At 37.4% G+C, this 23,186-nt stretch carries 18 protein-coding genes; 3 read left to right on the forward strand and 15 right to left on the reverse strand.

The window, feature by feature from the left end; genetic code table 11:
- Window positions 1–4: 4 nt before the first annotated feature.
- The 14 genes from HCG49_RS07525 to HCG49_RS07590 form a co-directional block, all read right to left on the reverse strand.
- On the reverse strand, window positions 5–1,201 hold the full coding sequence (locus HCG49_RS07525) for a YaiO family outer membrane beta-barrel protein (RefSeq protein ID WP_240938651.1): 1,197 nt from the start codon (window positions 1,199–1,201) through the stop codon (window positions 5–7).
- Between the two features lie 92 nt (window positions 1,202–1,293).
- Window positions 1,294–2,727, reverse strand: coding sequence for a glycosyltransferase family 2 protein (locus HCG49_RS07530; RefSeq protein WP_168468916.1), 1,434 nt, complete (start codon window positions 2,725–2,727; stop codon window positions 1,294–1,296).
- 58 nt (window positions 2,728–2,785) lie between these two features.
- A complete protein-coding gene (locus HCG49_RS07535) occupies window positions 2,786–3,871 on the reverse strand; it encodes a HEAT repeat domain-containing protein (RefSeq protein ID WP_168468917.1) in 1,086 nt (361 codons plus the stop codon).
- 35 nt (window positions 3,872–3,906) lie between these two features.
- Window positions 3,907–4,293 carry a response regulator transcription factor gene (locus HCG49_RS07540; protein ID WP_168468918.1) on the reverse strand — a complete coding sequence of 129 codons (387 nt, stop codon included), beginning with the start codon at window positions 4,291–4,293 and terminating at the stop codon, window positions 3,907–3,909.
- A gap of 1 nt (window position 4,294) precedes the next feature.
- Window positions 4,295–5,014: an Hpt domain-containing protein gene (locus HCG49_RS18735; protein ID WP_168468919.1), complete on the reverse strand. Its 720-nt coding sequence runs from the start codon at window positions 5,012–5,014 to the stop codon at window positions 4,295–4,297.
- Window positions 5,015–5,073: 59 nt separating this feature from the next.
- Window positions 5,074–8,679, reverse strand: coding sequence for a PAS domain S-box protein (locus HCG49_RS07550; RefSeq protein WP_168468920.1), 3,606 nt, complete (start codon window positions 8,677–8,679; stop codon window positions 5,074–5,076).
- 358 nt (window positions 8,680–9,037) lie between these two features.
- Window positions 9,038–9,565 (reverse strand): sigma-70 family RNA polymerase sigma factor, encoded by a 528-nt coding sequence (locus HCG49_RS07555; RefSeq protein WP_205764358.1) that lies wholly within the window; start codon window positions 9,563–9,565, stop codon window positions 9,038–9,040.
- Between the two features lie 380 nt (window positions 9,566–9,945).
- Entirely contained in the window at window positions 9,946–11,823 is a 1,878-nt protein-coding gene (locus HCG49_RS07560) for a mechanosensitive ion channel family protein (protein WP_168468921.1), read from the reverse strand.
- Window positions 11,824–12,098: 275 nt separating this feature from the next.
- Window positions 12,099–13,070 (reverse strand): bile acid:sodium symporter family protein, encoded by a 972-nt coding sequence (locus HCG49_RS07565; RefSeq protein ID WP_317167462.1) that lies wholly within the window; start codon window positions 13,068–13,070, stop codon window positions 12,099–12,101.
- A gap of 254 nt (window positions 13,071–13,324) precedes the next feature.
- Window positions 13,325–14,587: a DUF2254 domain-containing protein gene (locus tag HCG49_RS07570; protein WP_168468922.1), complete on the reverse strand. Its 1,263-nt coding sequence runs from the start codon at window positions 14,585–14,587 to the stop codon at window positions 13,325–13,327.
- Between the two features lie 502 nt (window positions 14,588–15,089).
- Entirely contained in the window at window positions 15,090–15,908 is an 819-nt protein-coding gene (locus HCG49_RS07575) for an alpha/beta hydrolase (protein WP_168468923.1), read from the reverse strand.
- Window positions 15,909–16,000: 92 nt separating this feature from the next.
- On the reverse strand, window positions 16,001–16,372 hold the full coding sequence (locus tag HCG49_RS07580) for a VOC family protein (RefSeq protein WP_168468924.1): 372 nt from the start codon (window positions 16,370–16,372) through the stop codon (window positions 16,001–16,003).
- Window positions 16,373–16,597: 225 nt separating this feature from the next.
- Window positions 16,598–16,837, reverse strand: a complete 240-nt coding sequence (locus HCG49_RS07585; RefSeq protein WP_168468925.1) for a DUF1059 domain-containing protein — start codon at window positions 16,835–16,837, stop codon at window positions 16,598–16,600.
- A 371-nt stretch (window positions 16,838–17,208) separates the two neighbouring features.
- On the reverse strand, window positions 17,209–18,213 hold the full coding sequence (locus HCG49_RS07590; RefSeq protein ID WP_168468926.1) for a hypothetical protein: 1,005 nt from the start codon (window positions 18,211–18,213) through the stop codon (window positions 17,209–17,211).
- A 411-nt stretch (window positions 18,214–18,624) separates the two neighbouring features.
- Here HCG49_RS07590 and HCG49_RS07595 point away from each other — a divergent pair, with 411 nt between their 5' ends.
- Window positions 18,625–19,815, forward strand: a complete 1,191-nt coding sequence (locus HCG49_RS07595; RefSeq protein ID WP_168468927.1) for a glycoside hydrolase family 88 protein — start codon at window positions 18,625–18,627, stop codon at window positions 19,813–19,815.
- 278 nt (window positions 19,816–20,093) lie between these two features.
- Here HCG49_RS07595 and HCG49_RS07600 read toward each other — a convergent pair whose 3' ends face one another.
- Window positions 20,094–21,251, reverse strand: a complete 1,158-nt coding sequence (locus HCG49_RS07600) for a histidine decarboxylase (protein WP_168468928.1) — start codon at window positions 21,249–21,251, stop codon at window positions 20,094–20,096.
- Window positions 21,252–21,411: 160 nt separating this feature from the next.
- Here HCG49_RS07600 and HCG49_RS07605 point away from each other — a divergent pair, with 160 nt between their 5' ends.
- Both HCG49_RS07605 and HCG49_RS07610 read left to right on the forward strand, forming a co-directional pair.
- A complete protein-coding gene (locus HCG49_RS07605; protein WP_168468929.1) occupies window positions 21,412–21,864 on the forward strand; it encodes an Lrp/AsnC family transcriptional regulator in 453 nt (150 codons plus the stop codon).
- 99 nt (window positions 21,865–21,963) lie between these two features.
- Complete coding sequence (locus HCG49_RS07610; protein ID WP_168468930.1) at window positions 21,964–23,127, forward strand: lactonase family protein; 1,164 nt, start codon at window positions 21,964–21,966, stop codon at window positions 23,125–23,127.
- Window positions 23,128–23,186: the final 59 nt, after the last annotated feature.

The following is a 23,186-nucleotide window of genomic DNA, read 5'->3' on the forward strand; positions in this document are numbered from 1 at the left end:
ATTTTTAAAATCGCTTACTATATCCAATGCTTAGAGATAGTTGGTTGCCTCTGGTTTCTGGAGCGTATTCCTGGTTTTCTAAAGAAGCCTGAAAACTAAATACATTAGTGTCCCAAAGCAGTTTTCGGTAGCCTAAGGCCATATTGATAGATTTCAGTTTATAAATATTCTCCGGATCAAAGGAAACACTGTTGGCGTTATCGTCTGGTGAAATCCCTGTGCCTATTTTAAAGCTAAGGTAGTCGTCTGCCCCCCCTAAATAATAGCGGGTTGTGAAGGAATAGGAGTGTGAAATAGCATTGGGAGAAGGTGTTAGGTAGGTTCTTAAATTAAACCAATAACTTTTATAATATTTACCGACTCCAACCGTATAGATCCAAGTACTTCCCGAAAAGGCTAAAAAACGAAACCCTGCGTCAGCTTCAAAGGCAGCAGGAAGATTGGCATACAAGGAGAAGCCAGCTCGGTAGCGAGGAAAAATACCCTTGTTCTCAGAAATCCCACCACTGACATAAGCATAAAACAGATCTGATATTCTCGGGTATGCATCCACCTCAAATTGTGCGCCGTTAGTCGTAAATCTATTGGCATAATTGAAACGGGCAGCCACAGAACCGAGTTTGGTCTGCCTGCCATAATTGATACTGGCCATATGCCATGGATCATCAAATCGCTTATCGAAATAAATGAAATCATAGCTAAGACCAAAACTGTTTTTGGCAGCGGAACTATTCACACTGCCCAATAAACTTCGGGCCTCGGTGAATTTAGGGTTGACTTTAAGTAATTGGTCTATGACGCCTCGAGATTCATCAAAACGTTTTAAATCTTTTAAAACTTTAGCCTTTAAAAGCCCTAGTTTCTCGGATTTTGGATGTTTTTCTAAGCCCGTGTTTACAATGGATAAGCTTTTCCGGGAATCGGAATTCCAATATTCAAGGTTAGCATAAGCAAGGGAGGCGTCTTCATGACCAGGTTCTTTTTGTAAAATTTCCTCAAAAACCATTCGTGCCTTAGGAAGGCTATCGCTAAAGGTGTACAGTCTGCCTAAAAAGACACTGACTTCTAAATAATCCGGACTTTTAGCCAAGGCTTGTTTTAGTAAGGCGATGGCTTTTCCATAATTGTCTTCATCAAAAGCAGCTGTCCTGGCTTTGGTGTACAATTCATCAGTAGATAGTTCCGTTTGTGCAGTCAACATTAGAGAATTGAAGACAAATAGAAAAGGTAAAAGAATTTTAAGTTTTAAATGTTGTTTTAGCATATCTAAGAATAAAAATCGTTGAAATCGAATTAAGGTTTTGTTTTTGTGGGATTGGATAATCCTGTACGGGTCATTTTTCCCCAAGTTGTTTTTCCTCGGATCAAATCTATATTTCCTTTCACAGCGGCCCACATGACAAACGGATGATACAAAATAGGCTCTAATAAAGCAGTCCGTAGCAAGCGAATCATGTATTTTGGTTTTTTGTATTGTTGAAATGAAAATTCTTCAAAAAATAAAGCCGTAATAGAGAACAAAATAGAAAAGCTATAGATTACTCCGAAAAATATTAGGAAGACATACCAATTCAGCTGGCCAAAAATGACCATAAAAATTAAAAATAGGATGCCGAAAAATTCAATGATGGGAGCCAACCATTCAAAAAACATCCAATATGGGGTGCTAAGGAGTCCTAATACTCCATATTTGGGGTTAAAAATCATCTTTTTATGCAAGTCAAGGGTTTCTATGGTGCCACGGGTCCAGCGGTTTCGTTGCCTGTGTAAAACCTTCCAGCTTTGGGGGACTTCGGTCCAGCACAATGGATCGGGGACAAAACTTACGGTATAGGGGATTTTTTGTTCACGCATTAAGCGTCTCATACGGACAAGTAGCTCCATGTCTTCTCCTACGGTGTTATGGTTATAGCCCCCAGCTTCAATAACTATTTTCTTGTCGAACATGCCGAAGGCACCCGATATTAGCAGCAAACCATCAACTCGAGACCACGCCATTCTCCCCATTAAGAAAGCTCGGAAGTATTCTAGAATTTGAGCACGAGCTATAAAAGTATCCGGCAGACGAACTTCAATGATTCTACCATCTTCGATAATACATGAGTTGGCAACCCGTATAATTCCGCCCGAAGCAATCACTTTTTTAGTGTTGTTTAGAAATGGTTTTACAAGCTTTAACAGAGCATCCCTTTCTAGAATACAATCGACATCGATACAACAAACAATATCATGATTACAACAGTTAATCCCCGTATTCAGTGCATCTGCCTTACCGCCATTTTCCTTGTCTATAATTTTTAAATTTTTGTAGGCTTTGTTTCGTGAAGAATAAACACCTCTAACCTTTTGAGTAGAAACGTGATTAAAATAGATCATGTCATCCAAGAAGAGGTCAAATGTGCTAACCAATGCCCGTAAGGTATTATCTGAACTCCCATCATTGATAATTACTATTTCAAAGGAAGGGTAGTCAAGTGTGAGCAAGGATTTTACGTTTTCAATAACATTGGCCTCCTCATTATAAGCGGGTGCAAGTACAGAAATTTTGGGAAGATGGGAAGATTGCAACAAGGCAACTTCATCCTTAAAATTATGCTTACGCTTATAATCTCTAAGTTCAAATAAAGAAAATATGGCCAAAAAAACATAACCGGTAAGGATAATTAATCCATAGGCCAAAAATAGCAAACTTGCGATGTCAATAATTTCGAAAAAATTAATATTCAAAAGGAGCTGTTATTTATTTTTTAGTGAAACAGATTTAAAAACCGATGACTAGATTGTGTTAGGTACCATGGGACATATTAATAGTGTCACTTTGTAAATTATTGGTATAGTTGGTGTTTTCTATTTTAGATGATTTTGGGTTAAAATAACGGTCTAACCTTTGGAGCTCTACTTTAAGGATACCGTCCTCTTTGTTGATAAACGGCGCAACAGCTTGAAGGTGTTTTTCAAGGCCTATTTTGCCAATAGTTTTCAGGATTTCTTGCTTTAGGACGATGTTTTCATTTGGGAAATTATCTATTAAGACTTCCAGTAAGACTTCTAATGTTTCAGAAATTTCCATGTCTCGCAACGATAAAATGGCCTGCTGGCGTATTTCGGGATTCTCGTGGTTTAGAAGCTTTAATAATAAGGGAATGTGTTCAAACTGATCATAATCGGCTATCATTTTCATACAAAAGATTGCTACGCTTGGAAATTTATGATCTATCCACCGTGAAAAATCAGGAGTATTTCCCTTGTAACTTTTAAGGGCGTTTTTTATATATATCTGTTCCCACAGGGTTAAGGGAGTATTTATTTTATCTAGAAAGCCTAAAGGATTTTCCGTAGAGCTATGAAGAAGGTATAAAAATGCTTGCTGTCTTAATTCATTGCGGCTTGAGTTGATCGAAGGCTCAACCAATGACATTGGAATTTTGATGTTTAGTTGATAAAACACAAATAGTGCTTTTGCTTTTTTAAACCATGCATTCTTTTTTAAATCCGATATCAGAAAATGATACAGCCCAAGTCCCAAAAAAATTTCTTGAATTACAGCCGAGGATTCTCCTTTTAAATTTTCGGCGAACACTAATATTTGGCTAATCGCTACTCGTTTGTCTAAGGAGGTTTTTAGTTGGCGCTTTTTAAAAACGGCCATTTCTTTTACCTTGTTGAATTCCTCATTGAACAAATAGTTGTTGATAAAATCGATTAACAAAAGATCTAATTTTTCTTTTCTGCGGTTTGCAATGTTTTTATGAACTCTCAGATATAATATCAAGCTTATTAATAATAGGGTGAACACAAAAAAAACAATAGTCAACACCAGGTTTATTTCAAGAATTGGAGGCAATTCATGAATGTCAGATGCTAAATTCATCTTTAAATAAATTGGGCTGACCATAAGTTGCACGCTTATTTATGTGAGAGTTGATTTTTAAAAGAACCTATGCTTCTTTTGACCCGCAAAGCCAATTCATTTGGACTAAAAGGCTTGGTTATAAAATCATCGACGCCCATATTAAAAGCATCCGTAATAATATCTTCCTGGGTGGCCGTAGATAATACGATGATAGGGATATTAGGATGATTTTTCTTTATATGTTCTATAAGTTGGCTTCCAGAAATAAAAGGCAACATCAAATCGGTTAAAATCAAGTCAAAATTAGTAGCTTCCAATTGTTGCATAGCGCTTCTTCCGTCCATTGCAATAGCAACGTCATAGCCTTCTTTTAAAAGCTTAAATTCAAGGGATTTAACAACCATCGGGTTATCCTCTATGACCAATATCTTTTTTTTCATTTTAAATGTGTGCTGAAGGGAAATCTAAAGCAATTTGTTTTTTAATTCTATTATATTCTAGTTTCAATTCTTCCACCAATGTCTTTAATTCTTCGGGCTTGGTGGCAAACTCCATCGTTTGACAAAGTTCCTTCCCATGATCGTTTAAAAGCATTTGAAAAGACGGTTTTATGCTATGGGCAATTGTACGGATTTCTGCGAATTCCTGCTGGTCTAGAGCTTCTTGGAGATGGGTCAGTTTTTCGGAAATAGAATCGTTAAAAAGCGCCAGTGATTCCATTATAAATTCTAAACTTCCATCAGATAATTCGTCTAGATAATCTAGAGAATAAAGTTTTGGGAATTCCTCCGATTCCTTGATGTTTTGATCATTGTATAAGAATTCCTCGATTTTTACAAGGGTGTCATCCGAATAGGGTTTGGTTAAAAATCCTTGTGATTTCTTTGCGGTGATCTCAGTGTCTGTTTCTATAGTAATCAAGACAGGGCTCTTAACCCCAAGCTCTGTCCGTAAATATGCCAAGGTTTGCCACCCGTCAAGGGGACTCGATAATTCTTCCAGGATGAATAATTTAGGATTGCCATTCTCCATAACCCACTGAATAGCACTCATGCTATTGTCAAAGTCTACGACCTCAAATGAACTTTCAACAAGCTTTTTTTTTAGAATGGCCCGCTCGTCGGCCTGTCTTTCTATTAATATTATATATTTATTATCCACCTGAATTTTAGGTTTAATGGGTTTGTATTCTCTTTGAAAATGTCAAAAAAATCATTTTATTATGCTAAAGCTTTGTCTTTTACGATTAAAAATTTGATAAAAATTTCTTTTAAGGTCTCGAATACTACAGGTTTGGATACATATTCATCCATACCGTATTTTAGGCATCTCTCGCGTTCACCTTTTACCGTTCTAGCCGTTAAGGCTATAATAGGAATGCGACTTTCATTGTTCTCTAGTATTCTTATTTCTTGTGATGCCTCAAAACCACTTAGAATAGGCATTTGAATATCCATTAATATTAAATCTACCTCCTTATTCTTAAAGGCTTCTACCGCTTCTTCTCCATTGTCTACTTCTATCAGTTCTACATTGGGAAGTAGTTTTTTGATAATGGTACGAGTCAAATATTTATTTATCTTATTGTCCTCCGCGACCATAATCTTAAAGTTATAGACAGAAAGATCTATTTCTTGTATCATTTTAGGGGCGGGATTTTTTGATATTGCTGGATTTTGAATTTGATCAATAAGTTTATATAGCGCATTCATTTGAATGGGCTTTACTTCATTAAATTGCACCTGGTATTCATGGCATTTTTGTTGTACCTCATTGTCGTCGCCAGAACTGTGTAATAGGATGATTGGAAGCTGTTGTTCTGATATTTTAAGTACGGTTCTTATATGTTTAATTAGATCAAGACCATTTAGATAAGGCATGTGGTAATCGATGATGGCCAAATCAAAGCTCTCTCCTTTTTGTAAAGTGTTAATGGCATCAATTCCATTTGCCAATAGGGTAGTACTTATTTGTTCTACGGCGAGCATTTCTTTTAATATAGTACGGTTGTTAAGATTGTCATCTACCACCAATACATTTTTTACATTGCGGGTGAGGGCCTGATTAGGGTTTTGATCCATTTCAGTTTTAAAGGAAACATTAAAATAAAACACACTGCCTTCATCCAGGGTACTGTTTACTTGAAGCTTACTGCCCATGATTTCTAACAAGCGATTACTGATGGTTAGGCCTAGTCCAGAGCCACCATATTTACGGGTGGTTGATGCGTCTTCCTGATCAAAGGCATAGAAAATTTTGTCCATATTTTCAGGCGCAATACCAATTCCGGTATCTCGTATAGAAAAGGTATAAGGTATTTCACCTGCGCTTAGATCCGATGAATTAGCCTCTACTTTAAGTTCTATTTCGCCATGGTGTGTAAATTTTACCGCATTTCCTAAAAGGTTAATAATAATTTGCTTCAGGCGTACGGTATCGGCATAAATGGAACGCTTTATTTGTGGGGAAATATTCAACAGTACTTCTAAACCCTTGTCATGGGCCTGTTGTTTGATAAGGTCAATAGCCTGGCCGCAGACCTCTACCAAATCGGTTTTCTCTATGTTCATCTCTAATTTACCAGCCTCAATTTTGGAGAAATCCAAAATGTCATTTATTAAATCGAGTAGCGATATGGCCGAGCTGTAAACAGTTTTCATATAGTTTTTTTGGCTATCTGAAAGTTCTGTTTTCATCAAAAGGTCTGTAAAGCCAATGACGCCATTTAGCGGTGTTCTGATCTCATGGCTCATATTTGCCAAGAAATCTGACTTCGATTTACTGGCCATTTCAGCCTTTTCCTTAGCTGTGATCAGAGATTTTTCCATCGCTTTTAATTCAGAGATGTCTGTCCCAACCCCCAAATAACCAGTGGTAGTACCGTCCTGATCTTTTACGGGAGTGATCACTAGCTGTACAGGGAACCTACTGCCGTCCTTTTTTATATAACTCCATTCCTTGGGTTCAAAATTTCCCTGGTCGGCATCAAAACTGAAAGCATCTTCCTCGGCTATAGTGGTACCATATTTTTCCGAAAGTACTTGTGCATGATCAGTTATTTCATGCTTAACATGAAATAAGCCTGGACTGGTTTTTCCAACGACTTCATGGGCGGTATACCCTAGTAGGTTTTCTGCGCCTTTATTAAATTTTCTTACCGTATGGTTAAGATCTGTCTCTATAATAGATATCTGAGTCGTAGCATTTAGCAAGCCTCGTAAATCATTTAAACTGCGCTGTAGTGCCTTCCGGCCTAAAATGGTCTCGGTCATATCTACGACCTGACCGATAAGGGAAGTTACTTTTCCGTGTTCATCATAAATACCGGCAACATGAAATTGACAATGGACAATACCTCCATTTTTATGAATATATCTTTTTTCAATGCTATAGTTTTCGATCGCTCCATTAACAAGTTGTTCTATTAAATGGCTGTCATTTTTATAGTCATCAGGGTGTATGATGTCCCTAAACCTAAGCCCGCGAAACTCCTCCTTAGAATAGCCTATAATTTCAGCTAGCTTGTTGTTGAACATCACCCAGTGGCGATCGAGGCCTATGACACCCATCCCGTTGGGAGAATTGTCAAACGCCTTGATAAACTTGTCAGCGTTTTCTTTGGCCACACGCTCTAATTCCTTTTGCTCTGTAATTTCTTCAATCTGGGTGATAATAAGGTCTTCATGATTGTCAGATCCTGGTAGTAGGGAAGAATTAATGTTGCACCAAACGATCTGACCATTAGAATGGATACATTTTACTTCTAGTTTATAGCTTGGAAGTTCTCCCGCGATTAATTTTTTACGAAAATCAACGGCAGTGGCAAGGTGATCGGGATGAATGACATCTTTAAAAGTTAGCTGCAAAACTTCTTCCATGGGAAGATTTTCGAAACCAAAAATCCGTAAACTGGCCGGGTTAATATCAATTACATTATTCTCTTTGTCAGCCAAGAGGATCCCGATAGGCGAACTGTCAAAGATTTTTTCGAAACGGCTCCTAGTTTCCTTTAATTCAATTTCTCGTTTCTTTTTTTCGTCTATATCCTGAAAAGCACCATAGGCACGGATACACTTTCCCAATTTAAACACGGGTTTTCCAATGGCTCGGACCCAAATATCCCTGCCTTTTGCAGTAATTATTTTGCATTCAACATCATAAGTGGAGCCATTAGAAATGCAATCATTAAACGAGGAGGTAATTAAATCCCTGCTCCAACCTTCTTTAAAAAAGTGTATCGATTCTTCAAATTTAGGTTGGTAGTCAGAGGCAACCTCATGAATAGCTTTGGTTTCCTTGGTCCAGTTTATTTTGTTGTTTAATAAATCTATTTCCCATCCCCCAATGTGGGCAATTTCATTGGTTTGCTCATATACGCCCGTAAGCGTATTTAAATCATCGAGTTGTTCATCAAACCAGATTTTAGATTTTTTAAAGCGTACTAAATAATATACATTTTGCTGTGCATCGGTAAGAGAAAAGGCTTCTAACTCATAATTGAACGGCTTGCCCAAAGCATCCGATACCAAAAGTTGTGCCGGTCGGTTTTTAAAAGTATCCTTACCAAGAGATGTTAGAAATAGTTGGAGGTCTTCAATCGTTTTTGGGCCTAGTTTCTCATTTAAAAAATGACTGTTATAATCAGCTTCTATGAGGTCAAACTGTAGACTCTTCCAAAACGATTGGCTGACCCAGAAACTATCGGTGTTTCCTTTTTCAAAAAACCATAATCCATCAATTGGTTTTTCGGTAATCCAATTAAAAATAGCTGGGTTAACTTGAAGTAGCTTTTGTAATTTATTTTTTAAAAAGGAAGAAGTTATCATAAAAATGAAGTTGGGGAAACTTCAACGAATATACGAAATTCTTACTGTTTATCGAAGGATTGTGGTTTTAAACGATGGAAGATCAAAGACTTTTGAATTTATGTCCTTTGAGAGGATTTTTAACTAATAATAGTCTAGGAAATATTTTAGGATGAGATGGCTATAATGGATTTTCGTAAGCGAACTTTATATTGATTTTTTTAAAGATATATATAAAATATTGTTTTTAAGAAGTTTGAAGAATTAAAAGAAGGTATAAGCTTACTTAAAATTGGTGAGTAAGCTTCTTATGTATAAAAAAAGTATTATTTATATATTGTTTTATAAACTACAAATAAATAAAGATTTTTCTTCATTATTAATTGCATTGTGCACAGTTTTCTTCTCCTACAAGTTTACCTTCCTTATTAATTTCAAATTTACAACACTCGTTAAAATTCTTTTTTAGAATCGATTTTGCACGTCTAATTCTTGCTTTTACATTCGGTAAACTGATTTTTAGAAATTCAGCGACCTCAATTTGTTTCTTTCCTTTTATAAAAACCATATCAATAACTTCCTTATATTCTAAAGGTAAATTGGCTATGAATTTATCAAAACAACAAAATTTTTGATAGTATTCAGCGTCTTTTAAGAGGTCGTGATTTAGACCGGTTCTTGTATTTGACGAGTCCCTAAAATGATTTGCGATCTCATTTCTAACAATTTGATAAGTCCAAGCTTTTACCTTTTCCGGGTTTTTTAACTGTTCAATGTTTTGGTGGATTTTTAGAAAGGAATTTTGAAGAATTTCATCAACGGAATCCTTGTTTTTCACCTTTTTTAGAATAAAAAAATAAAGCTGGCTATTGTAGGTATTCCATATGGTGATAGTGTCAATTTTCATTTGTAGAAACATATTGTTTTTTATCGGTCATACTTCGGCTGGGCTGAGTACAGGTATGTAATTCTTGTATCTTAATTCATTTTTGCGAACAGTTAGCTGCCTGGCTCATTTCATATGATAAAATTTAAGGTTGGCCGAAAGACCAACCTCTTTTTTAACAACATTCGCATTTGCTACATTCACATTTTGTGCACTTGCAATTATTATCCTTACAATTTACACAATTACATTTTGTGCATTCACAGTTTGTACATATACAGGTATTCATGGTTTAAGATTTTTAAGTTCACTAAGGAGACTAGATGTTACCCAAAAAGATACAAAATAATTGAGTTTTTTTAAAATGTAAGGATCTAACTCTCTTAGGATCATCTGAAGGTCTAGGCATTAGGATCTCTATTTACTGTAACATTAAATTTGGGCGCCTTATAGTCCTTTGGCAAATAGTTTTCTGGAATAGTGGTCATACTACCATCTCTGGCAGCTCTGTAGTGAGGCGAAAGAATTTCAATCCCTCTCTCATTAAATACATCTTGTATATTTTGATGTAGGTTAGAATAAATCAAACCTTGTTGACTAGACTCTTTTGTATGGGCATTAATTTGATAAGCAACATAAAAATCCTCAAGTCCGGTTTGTAATACAAAAGGTGATGGGGCCTTCAAAAGTAGATCGGTCCTTAGAGCAGCATCTATTAAGGCCTTATGTACCTGTATCCAAGGAATATCGTAGCCAATGGTAACCGTGGTGTGTATTATAAGACCTTTCTCCAAGGATTCACTGGTATAATTTGTAGTGTTTCCAGAAAGTACGGAAGAGTTTGGAATGGTGATTACTTCGTTTTTAACGGTTTTTACCCTAGTAACCAAGAGGGTTTTTTCGACCACATCGCCGGATACCTCCCCAATCTTTATACGGTCGCCAATTTTAAAAGGGCGCATATAGGTAATGACCAAACCGGCAACCATATTGGCAATAGCTGTGGAAGATCCCAGCGAGAAAAGTATCCCGATAAACACCGATACTCCCTTGAAAATATCGGAATCTGACCCAGGTAAATTGGGAAAGATCAATACAAACATAAAAGCATACAACAAAAATTTAACGATACTAAATGTCGGCATTGCCCAATCTGTATGGAATCCGGAAATTTTTAGTTTTTCACTTTCAATTTCAGAAAAAATGTAGCGTACAAAACGGATTACATTCTTCATCACGAAAATGATCACCAAAATACTGAACAGTTTGGGAAGGTAATCCCATACAGCAATTAATATACCTTTAAAAGGAGACCAGAATAATTGAAAAAGAGCGTCGGCCCAATTTCGTGAGAAAGGGAAAATGCTAAAAATTATAGGGAGTGATATATAAAGGATTATAGCATATAATAACCAGCGGAAAATTTTAAACAAGAACAGGATAACCGTTAACTCTTGGTCTGCCGTTAAGAAAGTATAATCCTTATAAGATAAATTTTTAAGCCATTTTTCCTTGGTCTTATGAATATAGTCTAAGAGACGGATGTTACCCTTGCCGATAAGCCAAATAATTAGCCATCCCAGAAAAATAACTAAAAGAACCAATCCAACCCGAAGAAGCAAAGTGATTAAATTATTCTCTTTTTTACCATCAAGAATAGCTTTTTTAATAATTTCCCTAAATTCATCGGCTACCTCATGGGGGCTTTTATCATACCACATGGCATCTGTCTCGGAAATACTCATGATGACGGTATCCTCATAAACCAAGTCGACGGTGTTTTCGGATTTCAATACGGTGATAGCATCGATTTTTAAGAAATCGTCTTCCGACAGAGCTTTAATTTTCTTATTTATTCTAACGGCTCTTTCCATGGGAGTGAATGCTCCAAATTTAGAATAGATGGTGAACAATGTATCTCCCAATATACTGATAACAGGATAACCATGGGCTGTATTTCGCAAGGTGTCTATACGTGCTTTTTTATTGGCTATCCGCAGATTTTCCTCATCCTCAATAGATTTTAATTGAATAAGAAGCGCTTCCTTTTGTAAATTATCCGTGGTTTTTAAAGATTTTAGTTCAATTTCTAGGGCAGCCTTCTTAATAGAATCTGCAAGACGTTGGTTTTCGATCTCTACAATACGTTTGTTATAATCCGCAATTAATACCGTGTTTACAGAATCGCTGTCGGTTTTGGTAGTGTCGGTTTGGCTGTTAACTGGGGTGTTAAACAGTAAATTTGATATTATTAATAATACTGGTATAAATGCTTTCATTTGGTTTCTATTAAGGAGGAAAAATAGAAAGAAAAAATTCAGCAAACCAGTTTTATTTTTTCCTTTTATAAAGGCACTAGATTAAGCTTTTTATTTGTTGTGTACTAGTGGATTAGGTTGATATTAGAATTCTTAGGTTACCGTAATTTGTCAATAAAGGTGCATGTTACAAAGGGATGGGCGTTAAGGATTTTGGTAAGGCCCAAGGAGTTTTTCTCTATGGCACTTTAGAGCATAAAATACATGTCAGGTAAAGATGCGTTGCCTTTATAGGATTATGCTGGCTTAAGGCAGCGTTTTCCTAGCTTTTGGGCGATATAGGCAACAATTAATAGTTGACTGATATGGTATAGCATTACGGGTAATATGTAGATGCTTGCGTTGGCACTATGTCCGAACATTATTTTAGCCATTACAGAACCGTGGACCAAAGATTTTTTAGACCCACAGAATATAGCCGTTATCCGATCTTCTGTAGAAAACCCTAACTTATTAGAAATCGCGTTTATCAAGAGTAACATAAAAAAGAACAGTGCCAAAATAGCAAGGCAAAGCATGAATAGGACCGTAATATTTAATCCAGAAAAAAGATTGGCAAGGAACGAAAGACAAAAGCTAGTGTAAACAATAAGCACAATAATGGTTTTATCAAAATTAGCGATCAATGTACTGTTCTTAAGTGCTAGTTGTCCAAATTGGCCATGTAAAAGAATCCCTAAAGTCAATGGTAATACAATTTGCAACATTAATTTACTGATAACGGACAGTGCAGAAACCCCTTGGGCATCATCTACGAGCAGTCCGAGCCAAAGTGGGGTTAGTGCCACCCCAAGAAGTCCAGATAGACTTGCATTAAAAATGGCTGCTGGGATATTTCCTTTGGCAATGGAGACCATTACTACGGAAGAAGAAACGGTAGAGGGCAGTACAGATAAAAAGAACATACCTACCCATAACAACTCGGCACTTTCACTTACCATCAAAGATTTAAAGGGCAATACCAGTAGGGGGAAAATTATAAAGGTGCTAAGGTGAATCAAGAGGTGTAACTTATAATTACTCACTCCGGCCCTAAAGGTGTGCATCGATAGTTTTAAGCCGTAAAAAAAGAAAATAAGGCCAATCCCCACATCGGTAACCTGGTTTAAATGGAGAAAATTAGCACCAGTTGGCCAAACATAGGCAACGGGAATCGCTGTCAGCAGGGCCAGAATAAAGCCATTGAATTTAATTTTCCTTTGAAGCACAATACTATTTTTAAAGGGTTACATAAAATATGAACCGAGGGCAAATGTATGGTATTTATATGATTGGAATGAATAAGGTTTGTCAGGAATTCAGTTTTTGATGTTCTGGTTAGATAAAAAAAAGTGGAGGCTTGTGAAGATATAAAATAGGGGCAAAGGGCAGAAAGAAAGACTTTTATATGGTCCTTAGTAAAGCCCTATATTGGTAGGAATGTAGTGTGTTCGAAGATTGACCGAAGAAAGAAAAAAGTGTTTTAAACAGCTTTGTTGATTAAGCATTCTTCTTTTAAATTCTTAAGGTCTTCCTCAAATTTTATGTGTTGCTCAGCTCTTTTATAAGCCATTTCTGAATGATACATGGCTGCTGAGGTAATATCGGCTCGTTCCATGGCGGCTAAGGAACAGAATGCTTTTTGGAGTTTTATCATTACTTCAATATTAGTTGCACCGTCTCGAGCAATAGGCCTAAAAGCATCTTCAAATAAATCGGCCATCGAAATTTCGGGTACTTCAATGCGGTCATAGGAAACGGAAGTAGTCTCCTCTTTGTTTTCTGGTTCGGCCCAGAGGTGAAAGAGGCGAGTAAGGCTTCCAATAATTTGAATGGCAGTGCCAGGATCGTTGATACCGGGAGATAATGCTCGACTGGCAATTTCACTTAAAGCGATGATGCCAAAGCGAGGGTCTTCATCAAAGATTCTAGTTTCATCACAACTAAAAGCCTTGTCTATTTTACGGCTAATCTCATCCATATCTTCCGCTATATGTCCGTGCAGAAAAGCGATGGGGGTACTAGGCTCTATAAAGCTCCCGGGAAGTCGGTTTAGGGTAATGGTGGCATCTAAATCTTCTGCTATTGCTTGTAAAAAATCTAAATTTATACGGTTTAAATACCCGATGTTATGGGACAGGATAGGGTATCCTAGTTTTTTTTTCGGTGTTAAAGCAATGCCTTTTAAAGTGGGACTTTTAATTCTTTCTTTGATGGCTTTCGCAGCAGCGACTTCAATTTTTTTGATCGTATTGGTAAGACGTCCTAATCGACTTATTCTGTTTACCCATTGTAAAAAAGTTAAAATAACAATGGCAAAGAGGCCTAGGGTAATAACAAACAGCACAAAGTTTCCTGCTTTTCCGTAAAGTCCGTTTTGTAAAGCAACCTTGGCAATAATGCTAAAAATAAAGGATCCAATAAATACCGATAGGGCATTTTGAGAGACATCGTCTACTATGATTAACTTAAAAGATCTTGGTGTGGCAGAGTTACTGGCTGCCGAAAAAGCAGACAGCATGGAAGCTACCGAAAAAATAGAAATTACAAGCATACTGGCCGAAATTGTCGACAGTAATTCTTCTAAGGAATCCGTATTGATACTAGGAACAAAATCTTTTAATACCGTAGCATCTGCAAGATGAGCTATAAAAGCGGCGATGACCGAAAAGAAGCAAAAAATAAAAGGTCTGAACCATAATTGTTCTCGAAGTCGATAAAAAATAGCTTTAATTTTATTTTTCATATGCTGATATTTATTGATTTTTAACGGTCATACTTCTGCTGCGCTCAGTACAAGTATGTAATTCGCATAGCTGAATTAGTAATTGCGACCAATATTTGGTCATGCTTATTTCATGGTCTAAAAATTAAATGAACTCATAATTTAATCAATCGTATTTGGGCTATTGGAAATGTATTGGTAGCTGTTTTTTAACTGCTTATAACTATCAAAATTTAATTAGGTTATAAATGAATTTTTTGGGATCTACCTCTATAATTGGATGTGGATTTGTATGATATTTTCTTAGGCTCGGTATTCACTCTATCGGTATTCTAAAACAGTGCCTCTATTCCTTAAATATAATATAATTAATGCTAATTCTATGATATACGAACCTGAAATTTATGGGGAGACCTATTGCCGTAATATTAAGGTAAACTACGTCTTAGGGAGTTGCTGCCGCCTGAACGATCTCCTCCCTGTACTGTTTCTAGGAATTACCATTCTTGTTTTTTTTAATAGTTTATTTTGAGGAATTAAAATAGTTTTTAAAAAACAGCAGTTGGTATTGTATGGCGTTAGACCAGTATTCCCAATTGTGCTGCCCAGGGCGTTCTGTATATTCGTGGGGGATATTTCTTTCGATCAATATTTCGTGGAACCGTTTGTTGGCATCATAAAAGAAATCAGCAGTCCCACAATCAAAGATGAGTTTTAAATCATTTCCATTCAACAAATGAACCATATTGATCACGGTATTCTTTTCCCAATGTTCCCGATTTTCGGAATATAGGCCCAAACGCTTGGGCAGGTCCCAATTGTTAGGAAAAGGACGAATGTCTAATCCGCCGCTCATGCTTCCGGCGGCACCCCATATATCCTGATGTTTAAAAGCCAAGTAAAACGCTCCATGACCGCCCATGCTTAAACCAGTAATGGCCCTTTGTGTCTTGTTTGCGATAGTTTTGTATTTGGTGTCCATAGCGGCTACCAATTCCTTTGAGATATAGGTTTCATAGCGCATTTTATGATCAATGGGGCTGTCTATATACCAGCTAGTACCGCCACCATCGGGACAAACAATAATCATACTATGAGTGTCGGCATAGGTTTTTATTTCAGGGACATTCGAAGCCCAATTTGTATGATTTCCCCCCGCGCCGTGAAGTAAATACAAAACCGGAAAAATTGCTTCTCCCTGTTCGTAATTCGCTGGTAAGATGACAAGGTTGGGAATAGATTTGTTCATTGCCTTACTTGGAACCATTAGCGTATCTATTCTGGCCGCTAATAGTGTTGTGGTGTTGAAAATTAGAAGCAGCCAATATAATTTTAATCTCATAATGGAATGGGTGTTTTAAGGAGGGTGGTGGTATGGTTGTTCAAAGAGGATTCTTATTTTAGTAAAAAAAAAGCTTGATTTGTGGACGAAAGCTAAATATGCTGGTCTATTAAAATAGTATTGCCGTCAGGATCTGTAAGAACTAAACTCGCAGGGCCAGTGCCCGATTCCTCAGTTTCCTGGACCAAGGAAATGTTATTGGTCTTTAGGTGTTTTTGAATATCTCTTATGTCATCAAAAGATTCCAAGGTAGTGCCACTTTCGTCCCAGCCCGGATTAAAAGTGAGGATATTGTTCTCAAACATCCCATGGAACAATCCTATTAAGGAATTTCCATTTTTCATGATGAGATAATTTTTTTCCAAATCCCCTGCCAAAACTGAAAAGCCAAGAGTTTCATAAAATTTTTTGGAGGCCTTAATGTCCTTGACATTGAGGCTGATGGAAAAAGCGCCTAATTTCATACGTGCTTGTGTTTTTGGTTAGTGGTAGTAAAATAGCATTCCTAAATTTATAAATATTTATTCGGTTAGGCTAAAAAATCCGGAGTCGTATTTGATTGTTAGGATCTGAGTTTTCAGCCATAGCAGTAGTGGCTTATTTTATAAATAGGTGCTTAAACATTTTTCCCTGGGTGGGAAAATAGAAATACCGTCAACGGCATCTATCTTTCAAAGGTCCGTTTAAGTCTACTCAACTTCGGGCAAAGCATCAAATGCCTTTTTCTTAAGTTGAAGCCATGCTTTCATTTTTTCATCCGTTGTCATTATTTCTTGCATTTTTTTCATGGCTTCCAGGTGTTTTTTGTCTCCTAAACGGAACATTTTCTTACCATGCTGCTTGCTTAATTCGGCTATTTCCTCAAAAGTATCGGCATGAAATGTTTCGTCACAGCAGCCACCCAATTGTTTGCAGGTCATTGTTTTCATGTATTCGCGATTTCTGAATGAAGTGAATAGATGTATTAAAGTTAGAAAAATAATTTGTACGAACATCAGGTAAGTAAAAGAACCAAGAAAGGTTATGGGGTATTAAAACGCAATTGCAAAGTCATCGGGGAGGATAGTTCATAGATAAAAGGGAAAGAGGGATTTATTTTAATCTTGTAAATAATAGGGGCCTAAAATTAGGAAAGAGTTTTGGAACTTTTTTTGTCAAAGGGGAAAGCAGCTTACGGAAAATGACACCCCTTCACCTAGGAACGTTGCCTTTAGATTAGGGGTTTCCATTAGTTAGTAGTGCTAGAATGGCATATTTTAGTACTGTTGATTACTGGAGTGGGGTTGGGGAGAGGCCTGTCTTAATAAGCCAGGACATCTATTATTTTGTCCAACACAAACTGTTTAGACCCTCCTACATCTTTAAGTTTGTACTCGATCTTTCGTAAATTCCCCGTGGGGCTGCTGTTGGTGTCCCCCTCTTCATAGGTTTTATAGCGTTGTACCAAGATGTTATCGATGATGTTAAATTGATCGTGTCCCATATAGCCTTCTTTGGCATTTTCATTTTCGGAAATATCAGGAAAATAAATAGGGGTCAAAAATTTTCCGCCGTTTACCGAATAACCAATTACATCGCCATAACTGCCGCTTCCGGCTGAGGTAGTGTAAATTAATAGTTCTGGAAACCCATCGGCATTTAAATCTCCTAATTCGGCCTGTGTCACCCTAGCGTCAATGTCTATCAATATTTCTTGGTTATCTATTGTTAATCCATAAGGCTTAATATGAAGTTCCTGTATGGAACCTCTACCTGTGGTACTAATTTCGAAACCGATGTTGTTATAGCTAAGGTTTTTGACGAAAATCCTTGGGTCTATTTGATTTTTGTCTAGGGGCTCGTTAATTTTTTCATAATCACCGGCTACACTCGATCCGCCAGAACAGTAATAGGAAAGAAAGCTGCTTTTTTCTGTCTCCCTAGACTTAATTGAAATTATATCGTTTTTAAAAACGAATAAAAATTCACCCTCATTAGAATGTACAGTGTAAGTGCTATCGTTCACTCTGTTAGCGATGGCATCAAAAGTACAGCTAGGTTTTTTCTGGTCATTTCGGGAACGTATAGAGATATGTAGGTTACTGTCCGAGCTCTCTCGAACCGATACGGCTACCCAGTCATAACCTTTATCACGTCGGGCATAATTATCAGATACGTAATCCCCTATGAGGGTATTTTTTGTGTTGAAAGTAAGAGTGGCCTGTGTAGTGTTGTTGCTGAAGTCCTTAGAAATGTCATTTTCTTTATGGTTTTTACAGCTAAAAATCAAGGTTAGCAATAGGGTGGCTAATAAGTGTTTTTTCATGGGTCAAAAATATTCACACTTCTCATCACAATAACTGTACCACTGTTAATAAAATCACAATTTCGATGTGATTTGAGTACTGTGAATAAAGCGTAGGACTAATAGGGCTGTTGCCGGCCTCCTTAAAAGGATTAAAGTATGTTTTTTATAATCATACAATCGATTGTATTTTTAAAGCGAATGTTTATATTTGTTTGTATATGGGCATTATATCCATAATTAAATGAGTGCAAATATGAATCAAGATATACGAATTACATACCTGTTCTGAGCCCAGCCGAAGTATGACCATCAAAAAACAATAAATATGCGCAAATGGAAATCTAATAAACAGCTTAGCCATCTGCGATGTGAAAAGAAAATAACGAACCAGATGCCTTTAAATTTATAACAACCATAATCCTATACCTAATGAACCTAAAACCAACTATTTTAATTTTAAGTGTTGTACTATTTTCAAGTTGCTCTTTTAAAACCAAGAATAACGCTGAGATTGCCGCTGTTTTGGATATTGCCGAAGCGCAGTACGACTTGATGAATACCGCCATCAGTCCAGCTTTTTCCGATAAAAAATTTATGCCAAGAACCATTGAAGACGGCAAAAGGCGATTGGTGCATGTGAAGGATTGGACCAGTGGTTTTTATCCAGGGTCTTTGTGGTATCTGTACGAACTGACCAAGGATGAAAAATGGAAGGAAAGGGCGGTGCGTTATACCGAGAAACTCGATACCATTCAGTATTGGGAAGGGAACCACGATGTTGGGTTTATAATGGAATGTAGTTATGGAAATGCTTTAAAGGGCCATAAAACTAAAGCATACGAAGATATCATAGTGCAAACGGCAAAATCCCTCTCGGCACGGTTTAGACCGGCAGCGGGCGTTCTTCAGTCCTGGGATGGCAACGAGAAATGGGCATGTCCGGTGATTATAGATAATATGATGAATCTAGAACTCCTGTTCAACGCTACAAAAATATCCGGAGATTCTCTTTATTATGATATTGCGGTGTCCCATGCCGATAAAACAATTGAAAATCATTACAGGGACGATTATAGCTCCTATCATGTTGTCGAGTATGACACTATTAGCGGTGCTGTCGTCCAAAAAAATACACATCAGGGATATAGCGATGGCTCTGCCTGGGCACGTGGACAGGCCTGGGGATTATATGGCTTTACCATGAGTTACAGAGAAACGAAGGACCCTAAATATTTAGAGCAGGCAAAGCATATTGCAAATTTTATCAAGCAAAATCCAAATTTGCCAACGGATCAGGTACCTTTTTGGGATTATGATGCCCCTAAAGGACCGGATACTCCTAGGGACGCTTCCGCTGCGGCCATTACTGCATCTGCCTTGTATGAGCTTAGTGGTTTTGTCAATGAGGACGAAAAGAAGGCCTATTTAAATTGGGCCGAAAAGATTATGAAAAGTTTAATGTCTCCCGATTATTTGGCGGCAATAGGAACGAATGAAAATTTTCTTCTGAAACATTCTGTGGGGAGCAAACCTCATGAGGTGGAAATTGATGTGCCCTTAAATTACGCCGATTACTATTTTTTGGAGGCCTTATTTAGAAAGCTTAATTTAAAGGATTAAATAAAGCTGTAATGCCCATGGTATGCATTTAATAGTGGCATGGACAATAACAAAACTGGTTTAAAGCAGCAGGGGCCAACTATTAAGGATGGGTCGATTTTAAATGATGATTGGCATTGGCATTATATTTTGGGCGTTCCCTCCTTCGTCGGGCGGGCACTTGGCTATATCCCTTGCGGTGCTGCGGGGATGCCGCCGCGGTCCCTAACGCGAAACTAGTTGTCCTTGATCGACCAAGCCGATCTGGAAGGATATTCATTTAAAAATGAGGCGATAGGTCAAAACTCAAATTCAAATGCTTCCTCTTCCACCGGGCTGGTATTTTTCATATCGTGTACAAACTCGTCTATCTGTGCCTTGCTTACATTGGGCATGCATATGATATGGGAAATATCGTCCTCGGTGGCCAATTGCCATTTTAATTTAATTTCTAAGGGTGTTTTGGGTAAAACCACCGTAATAGCGCCGGGGTTTCGCCAAGCAGCGATACCAATATTATGTAGTTGGTCTAAACAGTATTGAGCGGTTTCCAAGCAATGCTGGTAACGTGCTCGTAAGCCTTCTTCGCCCAATTGTTTTAGAGCGTACCATAGAAATAAAGGGCTATGGCCATTTCGGGAACCGGTAATGGTAGTGTCTAAAGATCCTATATAAGAAACGCCCTTGGCTATCCTGTCCCTATTGCTTCGTTTGGTGACGATAACCCCTGTAGGAATAGGGGAGCCTATAAATTTATGACCGCTTATAGAGATACTGTCGGCCCCATCTTTAAAATCAAAGGGCAAACAAGGTTCCATAAATGCGCCATAGGTGCCAGATAAGGCCGCGTCGCAATGAATGTAATGGTTTTGTATGGCCAAACGTTTTAAAATACTTTTTATTTTAGATACATCGTCCTTGGCTTCCTTCATGGTAGTACCAAAAGTAGCTAGGACAAGGGCAGGCTTGTGACGGTTGAGCTTTACCGTGTTTTTAAAATCCTCATAATCTATTTCGCCATTCTTTTGGGCGCGGATGACAATGCTGGGGATACCTAACAAATGAATGTTTTTTCGTACACTATAATGGGTCGACTCTGAGTAGTATACCATGGCATTGGGATATAGTTCCCGTGCCAAATAAAGTCCGTACAAATTACTTTCAGATCCACCATTAGTAACATACCCCCAATAGTCATTGGGTTGTGCTCGGAATAGTTTGGCAAAAAAACCTACGACCTCACGCTCCATTTCATGGGTTTGAACCTTATAGGTGCCATCTTCAAAAGGATCCCCTAAATTATTAATAGGATATTTTAGGAAATCGTTTAATTCAGAATAATCAAAATCCTTGGATACAGGATACCCTAAAAAAGTATCTCTAGCCTGTGCTATTTCCTGTCTAAGCAGTTGTAAACGATGGCTGTCTTTTGGCGATAATCTTTTCTTTAAGGACATGTTATAAGGATTTAATTATTAGGTCAAATATACAATTAGAAGGTTTTTATATTGCACAATCAATGTAAATCAAAATATAAACCTTTAAATATGTATATTTAAAGTATTTTAGTGTGGTCGTAATAAAAAGGATCTTTGAAAAAACGAAAAATATTCTGCCATGGATGACATAGACAAAAAGATATTAATGCTTTTGCAGCGCAATGCGAAACAGAATACCAAAGAAATAGCGGAGAAAGTGGGCTTAACGGTATCGCCTACTTTTGAGAGAATAAAAAAATTGGAACAACAAGGGTTTATTAAAGGCTATGTAGCCCTATTAGATGGTCCTAAAGTGGGAAAATCTATTGTTGTATATAGTCAAATTTCCTTGTCCGTACATTCTAGGGAATTAATAGATGATTTTAAAACCAATATTGCCAATCTTCCAGAAATTTTGGGATGTCACCATGTTTCCGGGAACTATGACTTTTTGTTAAAGGTTGCCGTGAGGGATATGAACGAGTACCAACAATTTGTAGTCGATAAGCTTTCTGTGATAAAAGGAATAAGCAATGTGCAAAGTTCCTTTGTGATGGAAGAAATTAAAAATGATACCGCTTATATTTTGTAGTTGGTCACGTGAAGGCTTACGAGTCTTGGTGCTCCTATATCTGCAGTCCTTCTGTACGCTATAAATTGTTATCTTGCCATAAATTATACGCTAGGTCTTATGAAATTATTTGTTGTTCCGTGTTCTATAGTACTTCTATTATTTTCTGTTAGTAGTTGTAAACAAACCTCTAAGGAAAATCAACCAGCTATAGATAGTAGTAGTGTTTTGGATATAAAATCAGATAAGAAAATGGAATTATTGGTGGGTACCTATACCCAAGAGGAAAGTCAGGGGATTTATAGATTGAAATATAACCCTGTTAACGGGGAATTGTCTGATCCTAACTTAGTAGTAGAAACTGAAAATCCGTCTTATTTACATATTTCAAAGGACCGTAATACGGTTTTTGCAGTCAATGAAAACAACAAAGGTACTGTTTCTTCCTTCAGCTGGAATGCCGATAGGACAAACCTGAGTCTTATTGGGCAACAGTCTAGTGAGGGGCAACATCCTTGTTATATAACCCTTAATGAAGCCGAAAATCTTTTGGCCGCGGCTAACTATTCTTCAGGAAATATTGTAATGTATAAGGTTTCGGAGAACGGTCGTATAGAAGGAGACGCTCAAATTAAAACGCATGAGGGAACAGGTTCGGTGATGCCCAACCAGGCATCGGCACGCGCACATTGTGTGCAGTTTGGTGCAGATGGAAAATATTTGTATGCCGTAGATCTAGGAATAGACCAGGTATTGGTATATCCTATTGATGCTCAGGGAAAATTAGGAGCTTCACAATTGGCTTTGGCCTTGGAGAAAGGCGATGGTCCACGGCACCTTACCTTTCACCCGACCAAGAATTTGGTTTTTATTATAAATGAACTTTCCAGTAGTGTGGTTACTGCCCAATTGAACCCTGAAAACGGTACGATGGTGGTGGTCGATAAAAAGAGTACGTTGCCAACAGCTTATAAGGGGAAAAATGCCCCCGCCGATATACATTTGAGCAGCAACGGAAAATTTTTATATGCCTCTAATCGTGGGCATAACAGCATTGCCGTTTTTAGCGTATCGGAAGATGGAAGTCTACAATTGCTAGACAATACTTCGGTAGAAGGTGACTGGCCTCGAAATTTTGTTCTTTCGCCAGATGAGAAGTTTTTATTGGTCGCCAACCAAATTTCAAATAATATAACGGTTTTTAGTGTCGATGCCAAGAGTGGACTTTTGAGTTTTACGGGGAATCAGATAGCACTTTCTAAGCCTGTTAGCCTAAATTTTTAGGGGGTAGGAAGGTCTTTTTACATCAGGTCACTCATTTATTCGAATTAATAATGCCAACG

Origin of the sequence: Arenibacter sp. 6A1, assembly GCF_012272855.1 — a bacterium.
Taxonomy (GTDB): Bacteria; Bacteroidota; Bacteroidia; order Flavobacteriales; family Flavobacteriaceae; genus Arenibacter.

Bases quoted from the DNA above. Each gene is read 5' to 3' on its own strand.
- HCG49_RS07575 (WP_168468923.1), bottom strand. From the start codon at position 15,908: ATGAGATTAAAATTATATTGGCTGCTTCTAATTTTCAACACCACAACA.
- HCG49_RS07595 (WP_168468927.1), top strand. From the start codon at position 18,625: ATGAACCTAAAACCAACTATTTTAATTTTAAGTGTTGTACTATTTTCA.
- HCG49_RS07610 (WP_168468930.1), top strand. From the start codon at position 21,964: ATGAAATTATTTGTTGTTCCGTGTTCTATAGTACTTCTATTATTTTCT.
- HCG49_RS07585 (WP_168468925.1), bottom strand. From the start codon at position 16,837: ATGAAAACAATGACCTGCAAACAATTGGGTGGCTGCTGTGACGAAACA.
- HCG49_RS07605 (WP_168468929.1), top strand. From the start codon at position 21,412: ATGGATGACATAGACAAAAAGATATTAATGCTTTTGCAGCGCAATGCG.
- HCG49_RS07555 (WP_205764358.1), bottom strand. From the start codon at position 9,565: ATGAAAATTGACACTATCACCATATGGAATACCTACAATAGCCAGCTT.
- HCG49_RS07550 (WP_168468920.1), bottom strand. From the start codon at position 8,679: ATGATAACTTCTTCCTTTTTAAAAAATAAATTACAAAAGCTACTTCAA.
- HCG49_RS07525 (WP_240938651.1), bottom strand. From the start codon at position 1,201: ATGTTGACTGCACAAACGGAACTATCTACTGATGAATTGTACACCAAA.
- HCG49_RS07580 (WP_168468924.1), bottom strand. From the start codon at position 16,372: ATGAAATTAGGCGCTTTTTCCATCAGCCTCAATGTCAAGGACATTAAG.
- HCG49_RS07560 (WP_168468921.1), bottom strand. From the start codon at position 11,823: ATGAAAGCATTTATACCAGTATTATTAATAATATCAAATTTACTGTTT.
- HCG49_RS07540 (WP_168468918.1), bottom strand. From the start codon at position 4,293: ATGAAAAAAAAGATATTGGTCATAGAGGATAACCCGATGGTTGTTAAA.
- HCG49_RS07535 (WP_168468917.1), bottom strand. From the start codon at position 3,871: ATGAATTTAGCATCTGACATTCATGAATTGCCTCCAATTCTTGAAATA.
- HCG49_RS07570 (WP_168468922.1), bottom strand. From the start codon at position 14,587: ATGAAAAATAAAATTAAAGCTATTTTTTATCGACTTCGAGAACAATTA.
- HCG49_RS07590 (WP_168468926.1), bottom strand. From the start codon at position 18,213: ATGAAAAAACACTTATTAGCCACCCTATTGCTAACCTTGATTTTTAGC.
- HCG49_RS07600 (WP_168468928.1), bottom strand. From the start codon at position 21,251: ATGTCCTTAAAGAAAAGATTATCGCCAAAAGACAGCCATCGTTTACAA.